A 17,544-nucleotide genomic window follows, 5' to 3' on the forward strand; every position below is an offset into this window, starting at 1 on the left:
CCGTTGGAGAGAGGCCCGGCCGTCCATCCGGACGGAGTCGGGGCGATGTCGTGAGACGTCGCCACCGGTGTCCGGGCAAGCAGGGTGGTACCGCGTCGGAGTACGGCGTCCTTGCGGAACGAGACCGATCCGCAGGAGAACGATGAGCTACCCCCGATCCTCCGCTTCCCACGGACCCGCCGACGAGCCCGGTGAGCACGGCTCCGGTGAGCACGCGCCGGGAGCGTCCTTCGGCGTCACGTCGAACCCGGTCTTCCCGCAGGTCGAGGAGGATGTCCTCGCCTTCTGGAAGCAGGACGGGACGTTCGAGGAGTCGATCCGACGCCGCGAGGGCGCAGCGGAATGGGTGTTCTACGACGGTCCACCGTTCGCGAACGGCCTCCCGCACTACGGCCACCTGCTGACCGGCTACGCGAAGGACCTCTTCCCGCGCTACCAAACGATGCGGGGCAAGCAGGTGCACCGGCGCTTCGGATGGGACACGCACGGTCTGCCCGCCGAGCTCGAGGCGATGCGCCAGCTCGGGATCACCACGAAGGACGAGATCGAGGAGATGGGCATCGGCGCCTTCAACGCCAAAGCCCGCGAGTCGGTGCTCGCCTACACGCAGGAGTGGCAGGACTACGTCACGCGCCAGGCGCGCTGGGTCGACTTCGAGAACGACTACAAGACCCTCGACATCACGTTCATGGAGAGCGTGCTGTGGGCGTTCAAGCAGCTCTACGACAAGGGCCTCGCCTACGAGGGCTACCGCGTGCTGCCGTATTGCTGGAACGATGAGACCCCCCTGTCGAACCACGAACTGCGCATGGACGACGACGTCTACACGATGCGCCAGGACCAGTCGGTGACGGTGACGTTCCCGTTCGTGGGAGAGAAGGCCGAGGCTCTCGGGCTGACAGCGGTGAACGCCCTGGCCTGGACCACGACGCCGTGGACCCTTCCGACGAACATGGCCCTCGCCGTCGGTCCCGACATCGAGTACGCCGTGCTGCCCGCCGGTCCGAACGGGGCGGCGGACGGGAGCGAGGGCGGCGCAGCACGCTACCTGCTCGCACGCGACACGGTCGGCGCCTACGCGAAGGACCTCGGCTTCGAGAGCGCCGAGGCCGCCCTCGAAGCCGTTGAACGCACGGTGACGGGCGCCGAGCTCGGCGGCGTCCACTACGACCGGTTGTGGGACTACTACGCGGACACCGAGGCTTTCGGGACCGAGAACGCCTGGCAGGTCCTCGTCGCCGATTACGTGGCGACGGGGGAGGGCACCGGCATCGTGCACCAGGCCCCCGCATACGGCGAGGACGACCAGATCGTGTGCGCGGCCGCCGGCATCCCCGTCATCCTGTCTCTCGACGACGCCGGTCGGTTCCTCCCGACCGTTTCAGACGTTGCGGGGCAGCGCTGGTTCGACGCGAACAAGCCGCTCACACAATCGCTGCGCGCCGCTGGTCGTCTGTTGCAGGTCAAGAGCTACGAGCACAGCTATCCGCACTGCTGGCGCTGCCGGAACCCCCTCATCTACAAGGCCGTCTCGAGCTGGTTCATCCGAGTCACGGAGATCAAGGACCGCATGGTCGAGCTCAACGAGCAGATCAACTGGGTCCCGGACAACGTGAAGGACGGTCAGTTCGGCAAGTGGCTCGAGAACGCGCGCGACTGGTCCGTGTCGCGGAACCGGTACTGGGGTTCACCCATCCCCGTCTGGAAGAGCGACGACCCGACCTACCCGCGCGTCGACGTCTACGGCTCGCTCGACGAGATCGAGCGCGACTTCGGAGTGCGGCCGGATGACCTGCACCGACCGTTCATCGACGAGCTCACGCGCCCGAACCCCGACGACCCTACGGGGCAGAGCACGATGCGCCGCATCGAGGACGTCTTCGACGTGTGGTTCGACTCCGGGTCGATGCCCTACGCCCAGGTGCACTACCCCTTCGAGAATTCGGAGTGGTTCGACTCGCACAACCCGTCGGACTTCATCGTCGAGTACATCGGCCAGACGCGCGGCTGGTTCTACGTCATGCACGTCCTCGCGACGGCGCTGTTCGACCGGCCGGCGTTCTCGAACGTCATCAGCCACGGCATCGTCCTCGGAAGCGATGGCCAGAAGATGTCGAAGAGCCTCCGGAACTACCCGGACGTGTCAGAGGTCTTCGACCGCGACGGCGCCGACGCCATGCGGTGGTTCCTCATGTCGAGCTCAGTCATCCGCGGCGGCAACCTCGTCGTCACGGAGGAGGGCATCAGGGAGGGCGTGCGCCAGTTCATCCTGCCGCTCTGGAACTCGTGGTACTTCTTCGCCCTCTACGCCAACTCGGCACGGCCGGGCGGTTACGAGGCGACGTGGCGGACCGATTCGACGGATGTGCTCGACCGTTACGTCCTCGCGAAGCTGCGGACCGTGACCGACGAGGTGACCGCGCACCTCGATGCGCTCGATTCCCCGCTTGCCGCGGGCGCCCTCCGCGACTTCGCCGACGTGCTCACCAACTGGTACGTGCGCCGCTCGCGCGATCGTTTCTGGGCGGGTACGAGCGAGCAGGGCGACGCGGGTTCCGACGCCTTCGACACGCTCTACACGGTGCTCGAGGTCCTCACGCGCTTGGCGGCGCCGCTTCTTCCCCTCACGACCGAGCGCGTGTGGAAGGACCTCACCGGTGGGCGCAGCGTGCACCTGCAGGACTGGCCCGATGTGAGTGCACTTCCGCAGGACGACGCCCTCGTGGACGCGATGGACTCCGTGCGCATCATCACGGGGTCGGTCCTGTCGTTGCGCAAGAAGGAGGGCCTGCGCGTGCGACTGCCCCTCGCCGAGCTCACCATCGTGACGCGTGATGCAGAGGCGTTGTCGCCGTTCGAGGCGATCCTCCGCGACGAGCTCAACGTCAAGGCGGTCTCGGTCGTCGAGATGGATGAGTCGAGCGCCGGGCGCTTCGGGGTCACGTCGCGGCTCACCGTGAACGCTCGCGCCGCGGGTCCCCGACTCGGCAAGCGGGTTCAGGAGGCCATCCGCGGAGCGAAGAGCGGTGACTGGTCGGAGGTCGACGGCGTCGTGACGGCTGGGGGGATCGAGCTCGAGCCGCACGAGTACGACCTCGTGCTCGAGGCGTCGTCCGGAACCGAGGGTGCGGCCGTCGCGGTCCTCCCCGCTGGTGGTTTCGTCCTCCTCGACACCCGGCTCACCCCGGAACTCGAGGCCGAGGGCCTCGCGCGCGATGTGATCCGCGCCGTGCAGGACACCCGGAAGGCTGCAGACTTCGACGTGAGCGACCGCATCCGGCTGCACCTCGTCTTCGCCGACCGCGAGGACGAAGCGGCGGTCGAGCGGTGGACTGGGGAGATCGCGCGTGAGACGCTCGCCGCGGAGATCGTCGCGGGCTGGAGCGAGAACCTGTCCGTCCCCGACGATGCCGAGCACGTGGCCGTCGTCGCGGCGGGACGTTACGCGAACGTCGGCGCGACGACTATCGCGGTGAGCCGAGTGGAGGGTGGAGAACGATGACGGAAGACGCCGAGGCGGTCTACCAGGCGTTGCTCGGGCGGATCGGCGAGGGGTCCCCGCGCCGGCGGCTGGAGCCCACGCGGCGGGTGCTCGAGTTGCTGGGCGACCCTCAGCGCTCGTTCCCGATCATCCAGATCGCGGGCACGAACGGGAAGACGAGCACGAGCCGGATCACGGAGAGCATCCTGCGGTCGTTCGGACTGCGCACCGGACTCTTCACGAGCCCGCACTTCGTCTCATTCACCGAGCGCATCGCGATCGACGGCGAGCCCATCGCCGACGCGGCGATCGCGGCGAATTGGGACGACATCCTGCCGTACGTCGAGATGGTCGATGCGGAGCTCGAGGCGGCCGGCGAGAAACGCCTGACGTTCTTCGAGACGCTCACCGTGCTCGCTTTCGCCTCGTTCGCCGACGCCCCCGTCGACGTTGCGGTCGTCGAGGTGGGCATGGGCGGCGAGTGGGACTCGACGAACGCGGCGGACGCAGCGATCGCCGTGTTCACGCCGATCGGGATGGATCACCAGGCCCAACTCGGCAGTACCGTGCGCGAGATCGCGCGGACGAAGGCCGGGATCATCAAGCCCGGCTCCGTCGTCGTCACGGCGCCGCAGGCTCCGGAGGCGCTCGAGGAGATCGAGCGCGCCGCTGGACTCAGCGAGGCGACCCTCGTCCGCTCGGGCACCGAGTTCGATCTCGTCGATGACCGCGTCGCCGTCGGGGGCCAACTCATCACCGTCCGTGGTCGCGCCGGCAGCTACGACGAGTTGTACCTGCCGCTCTACGGCGACCACCAGGGTGTGAACGCGTCGGTCGCGATCGCGGCCGTCGAGAGCTTCATCGGCGGCGGCGATGTGCCTCTCGCGAGTGATCCCCTCGGCGACGGTGTCGGAGTCGCGACGTCGCCGGGTCGACTCCAGCTCATCGGCACGGATCCGACGATCCTCGTCGACGCGGCACACAACCCCCACGGCGCGCAGTCGCTCGTGGCGGCGCTCGGCCGGTATTTCGACGCCGAGGAGTTCGCGTTCGTCGTCGGCGTCCTCGCGGATAAGGATGCCGCAGGCATCCTTGCGACGCTGTCGCCGATCGCGTCCCGCTTCCATCTCACGCAGCCGGAGTCCGACCGTTCGATCCCGTGGGAGGACCTCACGAGCATCGCGCGTGCCGTCGGTGGCGTCGACGGCGTGGAGGCGGAGGGTTACGAACGTCTCGAGGACGCTCTCGAGGACGCGCGGACGTGGGCGGCGGCCGGCGACAAGCGCATGGTCGTGGTCACGGGCTCCATCGTGCTCGGCGGAGAGGCCGCGGCGTTCGCCGACGACCAGGGCTGGAAACCGTGAGCGCCGTTCGCTCGGGAGGTCGCCCGCGATCCGTGCGCGGGTCGCTTCTGTCCATCGTGATGGGGTTTGAGGTGATCGTGGTCTTCCTCGGAGCCCTCGTCGCTTTCGGACTCGACGCCCTCGATCCGACGACGGCGTTCGTCGGCGGGGGAGCGCTCGTGCTCGCGATGATCGTGACGCTCGGGCTCGTGCGGTTCCCGATCGGCGCCGTCATCGGGTCCCTGGTCCAAGCCGCTATCGTTGCAACCGGCTTTCTCGTCCCGATCATGTTCTTCATCGGGGGGACGTTCGCCGCGGTGTGGGTGTATTGCCTCGTCGTCGGCACCGGTATCGACCGGAGGAACGCGGCCGTGACAGACACCAGCCCCGAAACCTGAGGAGAAACCCATGGACGTCGAAGAAACACTCGTTCTCGTCAAGCCCGACGGCGTCGCCCGTAACCTGACGGGCGAGATCCTGCGCCGGATCGAGGCGAAGGGGTACTCCCTCGTCGACATCCGGATGATCGAGCCGGACCGTGCACTGCTCGCCGAGCACTACGCGGAGCACGAGGGCAAGCCGTTCTACGAACCGCTCGTCGAGTTCATGCTCTCGGGCCCCGTCGTGGCGCTCCGCGTGGCCGGCAACCGGGTCATTGAGGGCTTCCGCGCCCTCGCGGGAACGACGGACCCGACCACCGCGGCGCCCGGCACGATCCGCGGCGACTTCGGTCGCGACTGGGGTCTCGCCGTGCAGCAGAACCTCGTGCACGGTTCGGACAGCCCCGAGTCTGCGGCGCGCGAACTGGCTCTCTGGTTCTCCGCCTGAGTCGACGGACAGCAGCGATCGGCGAACGGCCCGGATCACGACGATCCGGGCCGTTCGGCGTTTGCGGCCGCGACACGTGCGGCGCTCGACACGTGTCCCACCGATTCCCGGTCCGGGACCTTCGCCTCGCGGGGCGCCTTCGCCGCGGCGAGTGCCTCACCTCCGCACGGGGCGTTCGCGTAGGGGCGCGGCCGACATGAGCGCGCCGCAATGGAGGCGGAGCGCCTAGCCGGTGCGCGGGAGATCTCTTCGGGTTCTGGCCCTGGTGGCCGGGGTCCACTCGGGGTGTCCGGGTCCGCGAACGTGGGGGACGCCGTCGGGCATGGACAGTCGCCATGGCCCCGAGTCGATGCGTTGGTGGTGACCCCAGCAGAGAAGCACTCCGTTGTCCGTGTGGGTTGCGCCCCCGTGGCGCCAGGGGATGACGTGGTGGACTTCGCACCATCCGGCAGGAGTGGTGCAGCCGGGGATGACGCATCCTCCGTCGCGAGCGGTAATCGCTCGTCGTTGTGCGCCGGTGAAGCAGCGCTGCGCTGACCCCAGCGCGAGGATGCGGCCGGCGGCGTTGACGGTGACCGTGTGCATTCCGCGCGAGTCGATGAGCCGGTCGATGGTGTCCATCGACACCGGGGTGGCGTGCCCGTCGATGTAGCCGACGCCGGCACCGGACTCGAGCGACTCGGCGGTGACGGTGACGGTGACGGCGGGGGAGGAGCCGGCGAGTTCGGGGGCGTCCTTCACCCGCACGGCGGCGCTGAGGATGTCCGCGAGGGCGTCGTGTCGGCGCTGTGCCGGACTGCGGTCGTCAACTGAGGCGGGCGGCGCGTCGTCGTGGTCGGCGTCGGCATCCGAAAATGCGACCGTCCGTCCGTGAGCACTGAGGAGACGTTCGAGAGTGGCCCCGACCTCGCCCATGAGCAGGCCGCTCACCGGGATGAGGCCGTCTTCCGTTTCGCGTCCGAGGGTGAATGCACGTTGACGTCGAGCGCGGACCTCGGCGGGTCGTGCGCCGTCGGGATCGATCCTGAGGATGTAGGCCTTGACCTGATCGCGTACGAGTTCGACGCGGAGCGGTGGCGTGGCCTCCGACCCGGATGCGAGGTCGACGAGGCCCTCTTCCGCCGCGCGGAGCACGACGGGGTCGACCCGGCGGGCGACAGAATCCAGTTCGCGGACGAGCACGTCGGCGGCCTCGGTGCCGATGGCCGCCGCCGCTATCGCTGCCGCGATCGCGGGGTAGCGCGCGGACGTCGCCGCTCCGGAGATCGCGACCCCTTGGCGGATGGCCGCGCCGACCCGGATGCGCCGCGCGGCCTCGGGCTCGGACACGCTCGTGAGTTGAGCGACGGCGTGTTTCGCGGAGGCGTAGCCCGCAGCACCCAGTGGATCGACGGGTGATGAGATGCGCTTCTCGGCCTCGGCGGCGTGAGACACGCGCAGCGCATCGACGAGGCGGCCGAGGTGCTCCACACGGGGAACGCGCTCCAGGTAGTGGGCGGGTGAAAGGCTCGCCGGAGAGGACGCGGCCCCGAGCGACGACAACAGCGCGATGGCTCTGTCGATCGCCTCGTCTGCCGCTGCGTTCTCTTCCCCCATGAGACAAGTGAACACCCAACCACCGACATTGCCTCAGTACCTGTGTGGAGAGCTAAATCGAGAAGAGAGCGTCAGCACCCGGGGCCACTCGGACTTTCTTTGCAGTCGCCATCGACCAGCACGGTCTTCCCAACGACCACGACGGCGTCGACCGTGGTGGCGGCCGCGACCGTGCCCTCGACGGTGATCCAGTCGCCGGCATCGAGGCTCACTTCAACGCTGTAGTCGACCGTGAGGCCGATGGTGATCGAGCCGCGATCCTCGAAGACGTGGGATGTCGCGGTCTCACTAAAGCGGGCGAGTTGTAGGTCTTCCCATGCGGCGCCGGGCGCCGAGAAGACCTCAGTCGATCCGTCACCCCAGTCCCAGTTGTACGAGGCGGGGGTGAAGCGTACAGCGACGGGACTGTCGAACAACGTGCCGTCCTGCCGGTGCGCCGTGGCACCCGCGATGAAGTTCGCGGGCAGTCCTCGAACCATCCACCCATCCGGCTCCATTTGAATCGATGGAGTCGCAGGCGCGAAGCTCGCGAGGTCACTGAGCGTGATTGCCCGGGCTTCGGACTGTCCGCATAAGACGGGGTCCTGGCAGGTTCCGAGCGCATCCCGAACCTCGCGAGGGTCGCCTGGGCTGTCTGCAAAATCCGGCGCCTCGGCATCGCCATCGCCATCGCCATCGATGCCATCCCGAGGTCCCTGGATTGGCTCCGACGTCCTCTCTGCACGGAACTCGACCGAGCCGGGTCCAACGGTCCCTGTAGTGCAATCCTTGTTTCGGGCCGTGAGGACATCGCATGGCTTTAGGGCATAGGACGGACCCGGCGCCTGGCTCGAGGCGAGCACGAGCCCAAGAATTACAAGCAATATCCGTCTTCGGCCCATTGGTCCACTTTCGTTACAAGAAGCTCTACATCGTCCGCGGCGACGACCTCAAAGGAGATGAGGAGCGGGCTGCGGAGACGGCGCGCTCCGGTCGAGGTCTCCGCACCATCGGGATTGATCTCGCGAGTACGAGAAAGGTCGAGGCAAACGACGAGCGCGAGATCGCCGTTACCTCCCCACTGCACGGCGTCGACGAGCTTTTCTTCCGAGAAGGAGGATGTCCCGACGACCCGGGTCTCTGACCGCTGTTGATCGTCTGACACCAACTGGTTGAAGTACTCGGGCGTGACGAGGTCTCTGAATTCATCGACCGCGGATGTCCCACCCGCATAACCGTCGAGGACACTGTTGAACCGCGTGAAGGCTTTGACCGCGTCGGAGAGGGCCGGTGTCGGCTCACTCGATGTCGTGGCCAATGGCCCCGGGGCCGGTGTCGTGGTGCAGCCGCTCATCGCGAGAGCAACAGCGCCCCATGGAATCCAAAGTCTCGACTTTCCAATTCGTGTTTCCCCCATTCGGATCACCGTAGAGGAGCGGGAAATGTCCGGCGGCGACTGTCCACAGGCGCCAGGAGCGGCGTGCTACAGGCTCCCGAGGACGTCGAGTCGCAAGTGCGCGAGGACCGCGATAACGACGAAACACAGCACCGTGACGAGGGGAACCCAGCGGAGCATCGCCCGGCCGATGCGGCGGCCCGCGGCTCCCGCGGGCAGGGCCCCCTCGGCGAGGACGTAGGCCGTCACGGCGAGGAAGCTCGGGATCGTGACCGACCACGTCACCATGCACCACGGGCAGAGTGTACCGAGCACGAAGATGCTCTGGGAGATGAGCCACACGACGAAGGTCATCGCCCCGGCGAACCCGAGCCAGAAGAGTCCCCAGAACCAGCGGGCGAATCGTGCACCCGCCAGGAGCGCGACGCCGACGACGATGGGCGCGATCCACGCAGCGAGCCCGATGAGCGGATTCGGGAATCCGAAGAGCGAGCCCTGTGGAGAATCGAGGTTGGCGGAGCACTGCACGAGCGGACTGAAGTCGCACCCGGCCGCCTGGCCGGGATTCAGCAGCGCCTCGAACTTCTCGATCGTGAGAGAGAAAGCAGCCCACCAGCCGATCATTCCGGCGACGACGAGCAGGATGGCGATGGCGACGGGACGTCGCCGTTGTGAGGTCGGGATCACGGCTCGATTATGACACCGCCACCTGGGCGCCCCGCGCCGCGAACATGCGGACGAGTCGGTCCGTGCGATAATGGCCACAGACGAGTTCGAACCCGCGCGTCGGACATCGTCGTCACGGTTTTTCAGGCTGTTGCCTGAAGTAGTCGGTCACGAAGGCCGACGGTGCGCGACCAGGGTGAGCCAGAGAGCCACACCGGTCGCCATGGACACAGGATTCGCTCGGGACCGCCTCGGCGGGAGCGAGCAGGGAAGATTCCCGGGACGGGGCGCGGCCCACCCGGACGAGGAGTGCACCAGCGATGGTGGAAGAATACGAACAGTCAGCCGGCGTAGCCGGAACCGAGGCCGACGCCCCCGACACGACCGCGGAGACGCCCGTAGAGGCGACCGAGGCGGAGTCACGTGAGGTCCAGCCCGACCGGGCCGCGTTCTCGGGGGATGGGTCGGGTGAGCCTTCCGACGCCGACGTCGCGGGTGCGCGCGACGAGACGGCGCCTCGAGTCGACGATTCCTCCCACGATCGGGAGGCCGAGCAGTCCTTCGAGGGTGATGAGGAATCCGAGGCGCCGGAGAACCCGACAGAGTCGGAGGAGCCCGCCGACTCGGCCGACCCGTTCGCCGGAGTCACGATGAGCACGACGACGCTCATCTTCCACGCCCCCGCGGTCACGCCCCTCCCGCCGTTGCCGGCGCGTCAGCGCGCGGAGCGATTCGAAGAGGACGACGACGACGACCAGGACGAGGACGAGCGCGGTTCCAGCGTGCGTCGCCGGTCGCGTCGTCGCCGGGGCGACGAAGGTGGCCGGTCGAATGACCAGCCGTCCTCTCGCAACCGCCAGCAGCGTGAACCCGAGCTCATCACCGAGCCGCAGCGCGTCAAGGGATCCACTCGCCTCGAGGCGAAGAAGCAGCGGCGCCGGGATGGCCGCGATGCCGGCCGCCGGCGCGCGGTGGTCACCGAGGCCGAGTTCCTCGCCCGCCGCGAGTCGGTGGACCGCGCCATGGTCGTGCGCTCGAAGGACGGACGCATCCAGATCGGTGTCCTCGAGGACGGCGTCCTCGTGGAGCACTACGTCGCCCGCAACCAGGACGCGTCGCTCATCGGAAACGTCTACCTCGGTCGCGTCCAGAACGTCCTCCCGAGCATGGAGGCCGCGTTCGTCGACATCGGCCGCGGCCGGAACGCTGTGCTCTACTCGGGAGAGGTGGACTGGGACGCCGCCGCCGAGAACTCGAGCGAAGGCAAGAACCAGCCCCGGCGCATCGAACTCGCGCTGAAGCCCGGCGACAAGGTGCTCGTGCAGGTAACGAAGGACCCGGTCGGCCACAAGGGCGCCCGTTTGACCAGCCAGGTCTCGCTCCCCGGCCGTTACCTCGTCTACGTGCCGAACGGCTCGATGAACGGGATCTCGCGCAAGCTGCCCGACACGGAGCGCGCGCGACTGAAGCGCATCCTCAAGGAGGTGCTGCCCGAGAGTTCCGGTGTCATCGTCCGCACGGCCGCCGAGGGCGCGACCGAGGAGCAGCTGACGGTCGACGTCAACCGGCTCACGTCGCAGTGGGCCGAGATCAGTCACTACGCGGAATCGGCTCAGGCGCCCGCTCTGCTCCACTCCGAGCCGGATCTGCTCATCAAGATCGTGCGCGACGTCTTCAACGAGGACTTCCAGCGCCTCGTGATCTCGGGTCAGGACGCGCTCCAGACGATCGAGTCGTACGTCCGCCAGGTGGCGCCAGACCTCGTCGACCGGATCGAACGGTACGAGGGCCAGCGGGACGTCTTCGACGAGTTCCGCGTCAGCGAGCAGATCGAGAAGGCGCTCGAGCGGAAGGTGTGGCTGCCCTCCGGCGGCTCGCTCGTCATCGACCGGACCGAGGCCATGACGGTCGTCGACGTCAACACGGGCAAGTTCGTCGGTTCGGGCGGAAACCTCGAAGAGACGGTCACGAAGAACAACCTCGAGGCGGCGGAGGAGATCGTCCGACAGCTGCGGCTGCGCGACATCGGCGGGATCATCGTGGTCGACTTCATCGACATGGTGCTCGAGAGCAACCGCGATCTGGTCCTGCGCCGCCTGGTCGAATGCCTCAGCCGGGACCGCACGAAGCACCAGGTCGCCGAGGTCACGTCGCTCGGACTCGTGCAGATGACCCGCAAGAAGCTCGGCCTGGGGCTGCTCGAGTCGTTCAGCGAACCGTGCGAGGCGTGCGCGAGCCGCGGCGTGATCGTGCACCACGAGCCCATCCCGAAGGGCGGCCGCCCGCAGCACACCAACGGATCGAACCAGAACGGCTCGGAGCGCCGCCGCAAGGGCGGCCAGAACGGGGCGGCGACCCCGCCTCCCGCGCCGAAGTCGGCCCCTCACGCGATCACGGACGACGCGAAGAACGCCCTCGCGCAGATTGCGGCGAGCACGATCCACCACACGACATCGACGGAGACGGACGGAGAGCACGTCCACATCACCGAGACGGTCGAGACGATCGAGACTCTGGAGGCCGTCGTCGACGCGTCGCTCGTCGCGACGCGAGACGAGGCGGAGGTCTCGGAATCGGCCGATGCCACTCGGGGCGAGGTCGCGTCGATCGACGCGGCGCCCGAGGAGAGCGGCGTCGCCGACGGAGGTTCGACGGTCGAAGCCCCGGCGGAGCGCCCGCGGGAGGCCCGCAAGGGTCGCCGCAGCGGACGCGCCTCGAGCGAGAGCGTGCTCGGGCCCGTGGAATCACGCGCACCCGTTGAGGCGCCGCTCGCGATCCTCGACATCCCGATCGCGCCCGCCGGCGCGCCGGCGGGCGGGAAGGTCGACAAGCGTGCTGCTGAGGACCTGCTCGGGTCCGTGCTCGACGCGCTGCCCGAGCCCAAGCGCCCCGGTCAGGGTCGTGGACGCAGTCGACGCGTCACGACGGCTGCCCTCACCGGAACGCCCATCTCGCACGACGACGCGACGTCCTGACCTTGCGTCCCGAGCGGGCCGTGCCGGGGGATGACCCCGGCATGACCCGCTCAGGACTCGGCCGGGTCGGCTCAGTGCCCGCGACGGTCCTTCGCCCGCACGCGCAGCCCCGACGCGATGAGTCGGCGCGTGAGCTCGTTCGCCGACACCGGTTCCGCGCCGGCGGCGACCAGGCGGTCGTACTCGTGGCGTGGGACGTCGTAGTGGTCGATGTCGAAGCTCCGCCGCGGGATCCCCGCTGCCCCCGCGAAGGCGTGCAACTCCTCGATCGACGTGTCGCTCACGAGGTGCGACCAGAGTGTGTCGTGAGCGGGCCACTGCGCGGGATCGATCAGGACCGTCATGCTCGTGAGTCTACGAGTCTACGAGTCGACGACCGGGCGCGCCGCGCCGGGGCTCATTTGCCGCAATCGACTCCGATGGCGTAAACTCGACCCTTGGTGCGCGCAGCTTATCCCTGTGTCCGAACCGAGGTTTTCTGACCGGACAGACTTTTCATCCCACGAGGTCTGGCGAGGGCAGTGACAATCCTTTCCAAATCGAAGCCAGTGAGCGCGAGCTCCCGGGAGAAGTAGGTACGAAGTGGTTTACGCAGTAGTGCGAGCCGGCGGTCGCCAGGAGAAGGTCGAAGTCGGCACCATCGTGACGATGGACCGCGTCAAGGCGGACAAGGACGGCAAGCTCACGCTCGCCCCGGTCCTCCTCGTCGACGGCGAGACGATCACGTCCGACGCCAAGGCCCTCGAGAAGGTCGTCGTGTCGGCCGAGGTCATCGAGAACCTCCGCGGACCGAAGATCGTCATCCAGAAGTTCAAGAACAAGACCGGCTACAAGAAGCGTCAGGGGCACCGTCAGGAGCTCACGCGCGTCAAGGTCACCGGAATCAAGTAGCCAGAGGAGAGACAGACATGGCACACAAGAAGGGTGCGAGCTCTACTCGCAACGGTCGTGATTCCAACGCCCAGCGCCTCGGCGTGAAGCGCTTCGGCGGACAGGTCGTCCTCGCGGGCGAGATCATCGTCCGCCAGCGCGGCACGCACTTCCACCCCGGCGTGAACGTCGGTCGTGGCGGCGACGACACGCTCTTCGCGCTGTCGGCCGGCTCGGTCGAGTTCGGACGCAAGGGTGGCCGCAAGGTCGTCAACATCGTGGCGGCCGCCGAATAGTCGGTGGTCTTCCAGGCAAGGGCGAGCTTCGGCTCGCCCTTGCCGTTTCTCCGGGTCGCTCGTCGGTTCTCGTCCTCCGGACGGGCGACTGCGGCCCGCATCTGCATATCTAGTAAGGAAGTGGTTCGATGGTCACCTTCGTCGACGAGGTGACTCTGCATCTCAAGGCCGGTAACGGCGGCAACGGCTGTGTCTCGATTCGTCGGGAGAAGTTCAAGCCGCTCGCCGGCCCGGACGGCGGAGCCGGGGGAGACGGTGGAGACATCGTGCTCGTCGCCGACCCGCAGACGACCACGCTTCTCGGATATCACCGTGCTCCGCACCGCTCGTCGCAGAGCGGCGGCTTCGGCATGGGCGACTACCGCAATGGAACGACCGGCGAGACCCTTGAGCTCCCGGTGCCCGTCGGCACCGTCGTGAAGGACGCCGACGGCAACGAGCTCGTCGACCTCGTCGAACCCGGCATGCGCATCGTCGTCGCAGCGGGAGGCCAAGGCGGTCTCGGGAACAACGCCCTGGCGAGCTCCAAGCGCAAAGCGCCCGGCTTCGCACTCCTCGGTACCCCCGGCTGGGAGGGTGACGTCATCCTCGAGCTCAAGACGGTGGCGGATATCGCCTTCGTCGGCTTCCCGTCGGCCGGCAAGTCGAGCCTGATCGCCGCCGTGTCCGCGGCGAAGCCGAAGATCGCCGACTACCCCTTCACGACACTCGCCCCGAACCTCGGCGTCGTCCAGGCGGGCGATGTGCGTTTCACCGTCGCCGATGTTCCCGGTCTCATCGAGGGAGCGAGCGAGGGCAAGGGCCTCGGGCTCGAGTTCCTCCGCCACGTCGAACGCTGCTCGGCCCTCCTGCACGTCCTCGACTGCGCGACCCTCGAGCCGGGGCGCGACCCTCTGAGCGACCTCGACGTCATCCTCGCCGAGCTCGCCGCGTACCCGGTTCCCGACGGGCAGACGCCCCTCACGGAGCGGCCCCAGCTCATCGCGCTCAACAAGGTCGACGTCCCCGACGCACGTGACCTCGCAGCCCTCGTCCGTCCCGAGCTCGAGAGCCGCGGGTTCCGGGTCTTCGAGATCTCGGCCGCGAGCCACGAAGGGCTTCGCTCTCTGACGTATGCCCTTGCCGACATCGTCGCCGAGGATCGCGCGCGGAAGGCTGAGGCTCCCGCCCCCGAGCGCATCGTCATCCGACCGAAGGCCGTCGACGAGAAGGACTTCGAGATCCGGGTAGAGGGAGGCACGTACGGTGACGTGTATCGCATCCTCGGAGCGAAGCCGGAGCGTTGGGTCGCTCAGACCGACTTCACGAACGATGAGGCCATCGGGTTCCTCGCGGACCGTCTCGCGAAGATCGGCATCGAGGAGGCCCTCATGAAGAAGGGTGCCGTCGCGGGATCGACCGTCGTGATCGGACCGGGCTCGGGCATCGTCTTCGACTGGGAGCCGACGCTGACCTCGACCGCTGAGCTCATCACGACGCCGCGCGGCGTCGACGCTCGCCTCGACACCAATGCCCGCCCGACGCGCGGGGAGCGCCGCGACGCCTACTTCGACCGGATGGACGCGAAGGCGGAGGCGCGCGAGGAACTCGAGCGCGAGCGCAAGGCCGGGTTGTGGCAGTCCGGCGATGACGACGACCTCGTGCACGACGACGACCTCGTGCACGACGACGAGCTCGTCGACGATGGCGACGCCCGCTGATCGATCCGCGGTGCGCGAGGCGCGCCGCGTGGTCGTGAAGGTCGGTTCGTCGTCGATCAGCGGCGCGAACGCGCGCAACATCGAGCCGCTCGTCGATGCATTGGCAGCGGCGCACGGGCGTGGCGTCGAGATCGTGCTCGTCTCGTCGGGCGCCATCGCGACGGGAATGCCGTATCTCCGGTTGTCGACGCGTCCGAGCGACTTGGCCACGCAGCAGGCCGCAGCGGCCGTCGGTCAGAACGTCCTGGTCTACCGCTACCAGGACAGCCTCGACCGGTACGACATCGTCGCCGGTCAAGTGCTGTTGACCGCCGGGGACCTCGAGAACCCGACGCACCGGAGCAACGCCGAGCGCGCGATGGAGCGGCTGCTGGCTCTGCGTATCCTGCCGATCGTCAACGAGAACGACACCGTCGCGACGCATGAGATCCGCTTCGGCGACAACGACCGGCTCGCGGCCCTCGTCTCGATGCTGATCCGCGCCGACGCCCTCGTCCTCCTGAGCGACGTCGACGCCATCTACACGCGTCCTCCGGAGGAGCCCGGCGCCGAACGGATCGGTCTCGTCACCGATGGCTCCGAGCTCGACGACGTCACGTTCGGCGCCTCGACGAGCGGCGTCGGCACGGGCGGCGCGTCCACCAAGGTGAGCGCCGCCCGTCTCGCCGCAGCAGCCGGTACCGGCGTACTCGTCACCTCCATCGAGCGCGTCGCAGACGCTCTCGCCGGAGCCGAGGTCGGGACGTGGTTCGTGCCGGGCACGGATCCTGCTCGGCACGGACGCCCGTAGAATCGTGGGATGACCGAGACCGTCATCGCCGCTCCCATCCGCGAGCGTTTCACCGCGGCCCGCGCGGCCGCCGTCCGCCTCGCGACGACCACCGGAGCCGCGCGTGTCGAGGCCCTCACCGCCATCGCTGCCGCCATCGATTCCCACGCGGACGCCATCATCGACGCGAACGCTCTCGATCTCGCCAACGGTCGCGAAAACGGCCTGTCGTCGGCACTCCTCGATCGGTTGACGCTCTCGACCGAGCGGGTCGCGTCCCTGTCCGCCTCCGTCCGTGAGATCGCCGCCCTGCCGGACCCTCTCGGTCAGACCGTTCGGGGCTCGCGGCTTCCGAACGGGCTGAAGGTCGACCAGGTCCGGGTGCCCTTCGGCGTCGTCGGGGCGATCTATGAGGCCCGGCCGAACGTGACCGTCGACATCGCGGCGCTCGCCCTCGCGAGCGGCAACGCGAGCATCCTCCGCGGGGGATCAGCGGCGGAGCGCAGCAATGCGGTCCTCGTCGCCCTCATGCAAAACGCGGTCGGCGCCGCGGGTTTGCCGCGCGAGACCATTCAGACGATCGATGAGTTCGGACGCGCGGGTGCGTCGGCCCTCATGCAAGCGAGGGGCTACGTCGACGTCCTCATCCCGCGGGGGAGCGCCGGTCTCATCGAGACCGTCGTGTCGTCCTCGACGGTCCCGGTGATCGAGACGGGGGCCGGCGTCGTTCACATCGTTCTCGACGAGAGCGCGCGACTCGATTGGGCCGTCGACATCGTGCACAACGCGAAGGTGCAGCGGCCCAGCGTGTGCAACGCCGTCGAGACGGTGCTCGTGCACGCCGCCGCCGCCGAACGACTCCTGCCGCCCGTCCTCGACCGACTCGCCGTGTCCGGCGTCACGGTGCACGGAGATGACCGGACACGGGAGATCTGGCCGGCCGCCGTCGCCGCTGACGAGGACGAGTGGTCGACCGAGCACATGAGTCTCGATATCGGAGTACGCGTCGTCGACGACCTCGACGACGCGATCGAGCACATCCGTCGCTACTCCACGAGCCACACCGAGGCGATCATCACCGAGGACCTCGCGAACGCCGAGCGCTTCCTCGCCGAGGTCGACTCCGCCGTCGTCATGGTGAACGCGTCCACCCGGTTCACCGACGGCGGCGAATTCGGTTTCGGGGCCGAGGTGGGGATCTCCACGCAGAAGCTCCACGCCCGCGGCCCGATGGGCCTCACGGAGCTCACGAGCACGAAGTGGGTCGTGCGAGGGAACGGACAGAGCCGCAGCTGACGTGACCAGCGTGGGGTCGTCGGTACTGCTGACGAGCGGATAGACTCGGGGGAGCGCGAGAGGCGCGAATGAACGAACGGAGCACGGATGTCGATGGTCGCAGCGTCAGTTGACGCGGTGTCGATGGTGGCGCGAGTGGTCGCAGAGACCGAGGCCCACCACACCGAGTTGCCGATGCCGGCGTTCATGTTCGGCGTCGTCGCCGCCGTGATCTTCGCGATCCTCGGGTTCGTCATGTTCTCGTACCGCGATGTCGCCAACCGCCACAGGACGATGTCCCAGGCCTCGGCGCGACCCGGTGGTTCAGACCCGCACGGACACGACGCGACCGCCTCCGGCCACTGACGCG

The 17,544-nt window shown here is 68.2% G+C and carries 16 protein-coding genes; 11 read left to right on the forward strand and 5 right to left on the reverse strand.

Annotated features, from left to right (window positions below; genetic code table 11):
• Nucleotides 1–142 precede the first annotated feature (142 nt).
• From ileS to ndk, 4 genes are read left to right on the forward strand one after another with little or no spacing between them, the layout of a single operon-like run.
• Nucleotides 143–3,502 (forward strand): isoleucine--tRNA ligase, encoded by a 3,360-nt coding sequence (gene ileS / locus ELQ92_RS09340; RefSeq protein ID WP_128498711.1) that lies wholly within the window; start codon nt 143–145, stop codon nt 3,500–3,502.
• Nucleotides 3,499–4,845 (forward strand): bifunctional folylpolyglutamate synthase/dihydrofolate synthase, encoded by a 1,347-nt coding sequence (locus ELQ92_RS09345; protein ID WP_128498712.1) that lies wholly within the window; start codon nt 3,499–3,501, stop codon nt 4,843–4,845. Before ileS ends, ELQ92_RS09345 begins: the two co-directional genes overlap by 4 nt.
• Before the next feature lie 56 nt (nt 4,846–4,901).
• A complete protein-coding gene (locus tag ELQ92_RS09350; protein ID WP_166426757.1) occupies nt 4,902–5,222 on the forward strand; it encodes a DUF4233 domain-containing protein in 321 nt (106 codons plus the stop codon).
• A gap of 10 nt (nt 5,223–5,232) precedes the next feature.
• Nucleotides 5,233–5,652, forward strand: coding sequence for a nucleoside-diphosphate kinase (gene ndk, locus ELQ92_RS09355; RefSeq protein ID WP_128498714.1), 420 nt, complete (start codon nt 5,233–5,235; stop codon nt 5,650–5,652).
• A 225-nt stretch (nt 5,653–5,877) separates the two neighbouring features.
• Here the strand turns inward: ndk and ELQ92_RS09360 are convergent, their stop codons facing one another.
• From ELQ92_RS09360 to ELQ92_RS09375, 4 genes are all read right to left on the reverse strand, one after another.
• Nucleotides 5,878–7,248 (reverse strand): HNH endonuclease signature motif containing protein, encoded by a 1,371-nt coding sequence (locus ELQ92_RS09360; protein ID WP_128498715.1) that lies wholly within the window; start codon nt 7,246–7,248, stop codon nt 5,878–5,880.
• A 71-nt stretch (nt 7,249–7,319) separates the two neighbouring features.
• On the reverse strand, nt 7,320–7,727 hold the full coding sequence (locus ELQ92_RS09365; RefSeq protein ID WP_128498716.1) for a hypothetical protein: 408 nt from the start codon (nt 7,725–7,727) through the stop codon (nt 7,320–7,322).
• 374 nt (nt 7,728–8,101) lie between these two features.
• Entirely contained in the window at nt 8,102–8,581 is a 480-nt protein-coding gene (locus tag ELQ92_RS09370) for a hypothetical protein (RefSeq protein WP_128498717.1), read from the reverse strand.
• Nucleotides 8,582–8,710: 129 nt separating this feature from the next.
• On the reverse strand, nt 8,711–9,310 hold the full coding sequence (locus tag ELQ92_RS09375) for a vitamin K epoxide reductase family protein (protein ID WP_424979961.1): 600 nt from the start codon (nt 9,308–9,310) through the stop codon (nt 8,711–8,713).
• 299 nt (nt 9,311–9,609) lie between these two features.
• Here ELQ92_RS09375 and ELQ92_RS09380 point away from each other — a divergent pair, with 299 nt between their 5' ends.
• Nucleotides 9,610–12,264, forward strand: a complete 2,655-nt coding sequence (locus ELQ92_RS09380; protein WP_128498718.1) for an Rne/Rng family ribonuclease — start codon at nt 9,610–9,612, stop codon at nt 12,262–12,264.
• Between the two features lie 71 nt (nt 12,265–12,335).
• Here ELQ92_RS09380 and ELQ92_RS09385 read toward each other — a convergent pair whose 3' ends face one another.
• Complete coding sequence (locus tag ELQ92_RS09385; RefSeq protein WP_128498719.1) at nt 12,336–12,608, reverse strand: DUF4031 domain-containing protein; 273 nt, start codon at nt 12,606–12,608, stop codon at nt 12,336–12,338.
• A 238-nt stretch (nt 12,609–12,846) separates the two neighbouring features.
• Between ELQ92_RS09385 and rplU the strand changes: the two genes are divergently transcribed.
• The 6 genes from rplU (at nt 12,847) to ELQ92_RS09415 (ending at nt 17,540) form a co-directional block, all read left to right on the forward strand.
• Nucleotides 12,847–13,155, forward strand: a complete 309-nt coding sequence (rplU, locus tag ELQ92_RS09390; protein ID WP_128494593.1) for a 50S ribosomal protein L21 — start codon at nt 12,847–12,849, stop codon at nt 13,153–13,155.
• A gap of 17 nt (nt 13,156–13,172) precedes the next feature.
• A complete protein-coding gene (gene rpmA / locus ELQ92_RS09395; protein WP_128498720.1) occupies nt 13,173–13,430 on the forward strand; it encodes a 50S ribosomal protein L27 in 258 nt (85 codons plus the stop codon).
• Nucleotides 13,431–13,558: 128 nt separating this feature from the next.
• A complete protein-coding gene (gene obgE, locus ELQ92_RS09400; protein ID WP_128498721.1) occupies nt 13,559–15,130 on the forward strand; it encodes a GTPase ObgE in 1,572 nt (523 codons plus the stop codon).
• Entirely contained in the window at nt 15,114–15,920 is an 807-nt protein-coding gene (gene proB, locus ELQ92_RS09405) for a glutamate 5-kinase (RefSeq protein WP_128498722.1), read from the forward strand. The genes obgE and proB overlap by 17 nt, the downstream gene beginning before the upstream one ends.
• 9 nt (nt 15,921–15,929) lie before the next feature.
• Nucleotides 15,930–17,195 carry a glutamate-5-semialdehyde dehydrogenase gene (locus tag ELQ92_RS09410; protein ID WP_128498723.1) on the forward strand — a complete coding sequence of 422 codons (1,266 nt, stop codon included), beginning with the start codon at nt 15,930–15,932 and terminating at the stop codon, nt 17,193–17,195.
• An 87-nt stretch (nt 17,196–17,282) separates the two neighbouring features.
• On the forward strand, nt 17,283–17,540 hold the full coding sequence (locus tag ELQ92_RS09415; RefSeq protein ID WP_243694957.1) for a hypothetical protein: 258 nt from the start codon (nt 17,283–17,285) through the stop codon (nt 17,538–17,540).
• The last annotated feature ends 4 nt before the right edge of the window (nt 17,541–17,544 follow it).

The organism is Labedella populi (genome assembly GCF_004078655.1).
Classification (GTDB): domain Bacteria; phylum Actinomycetota; class Actinomycetes; order Actinomycetales; family Microbacteriaceae; genus Labedella; species Labedella populi.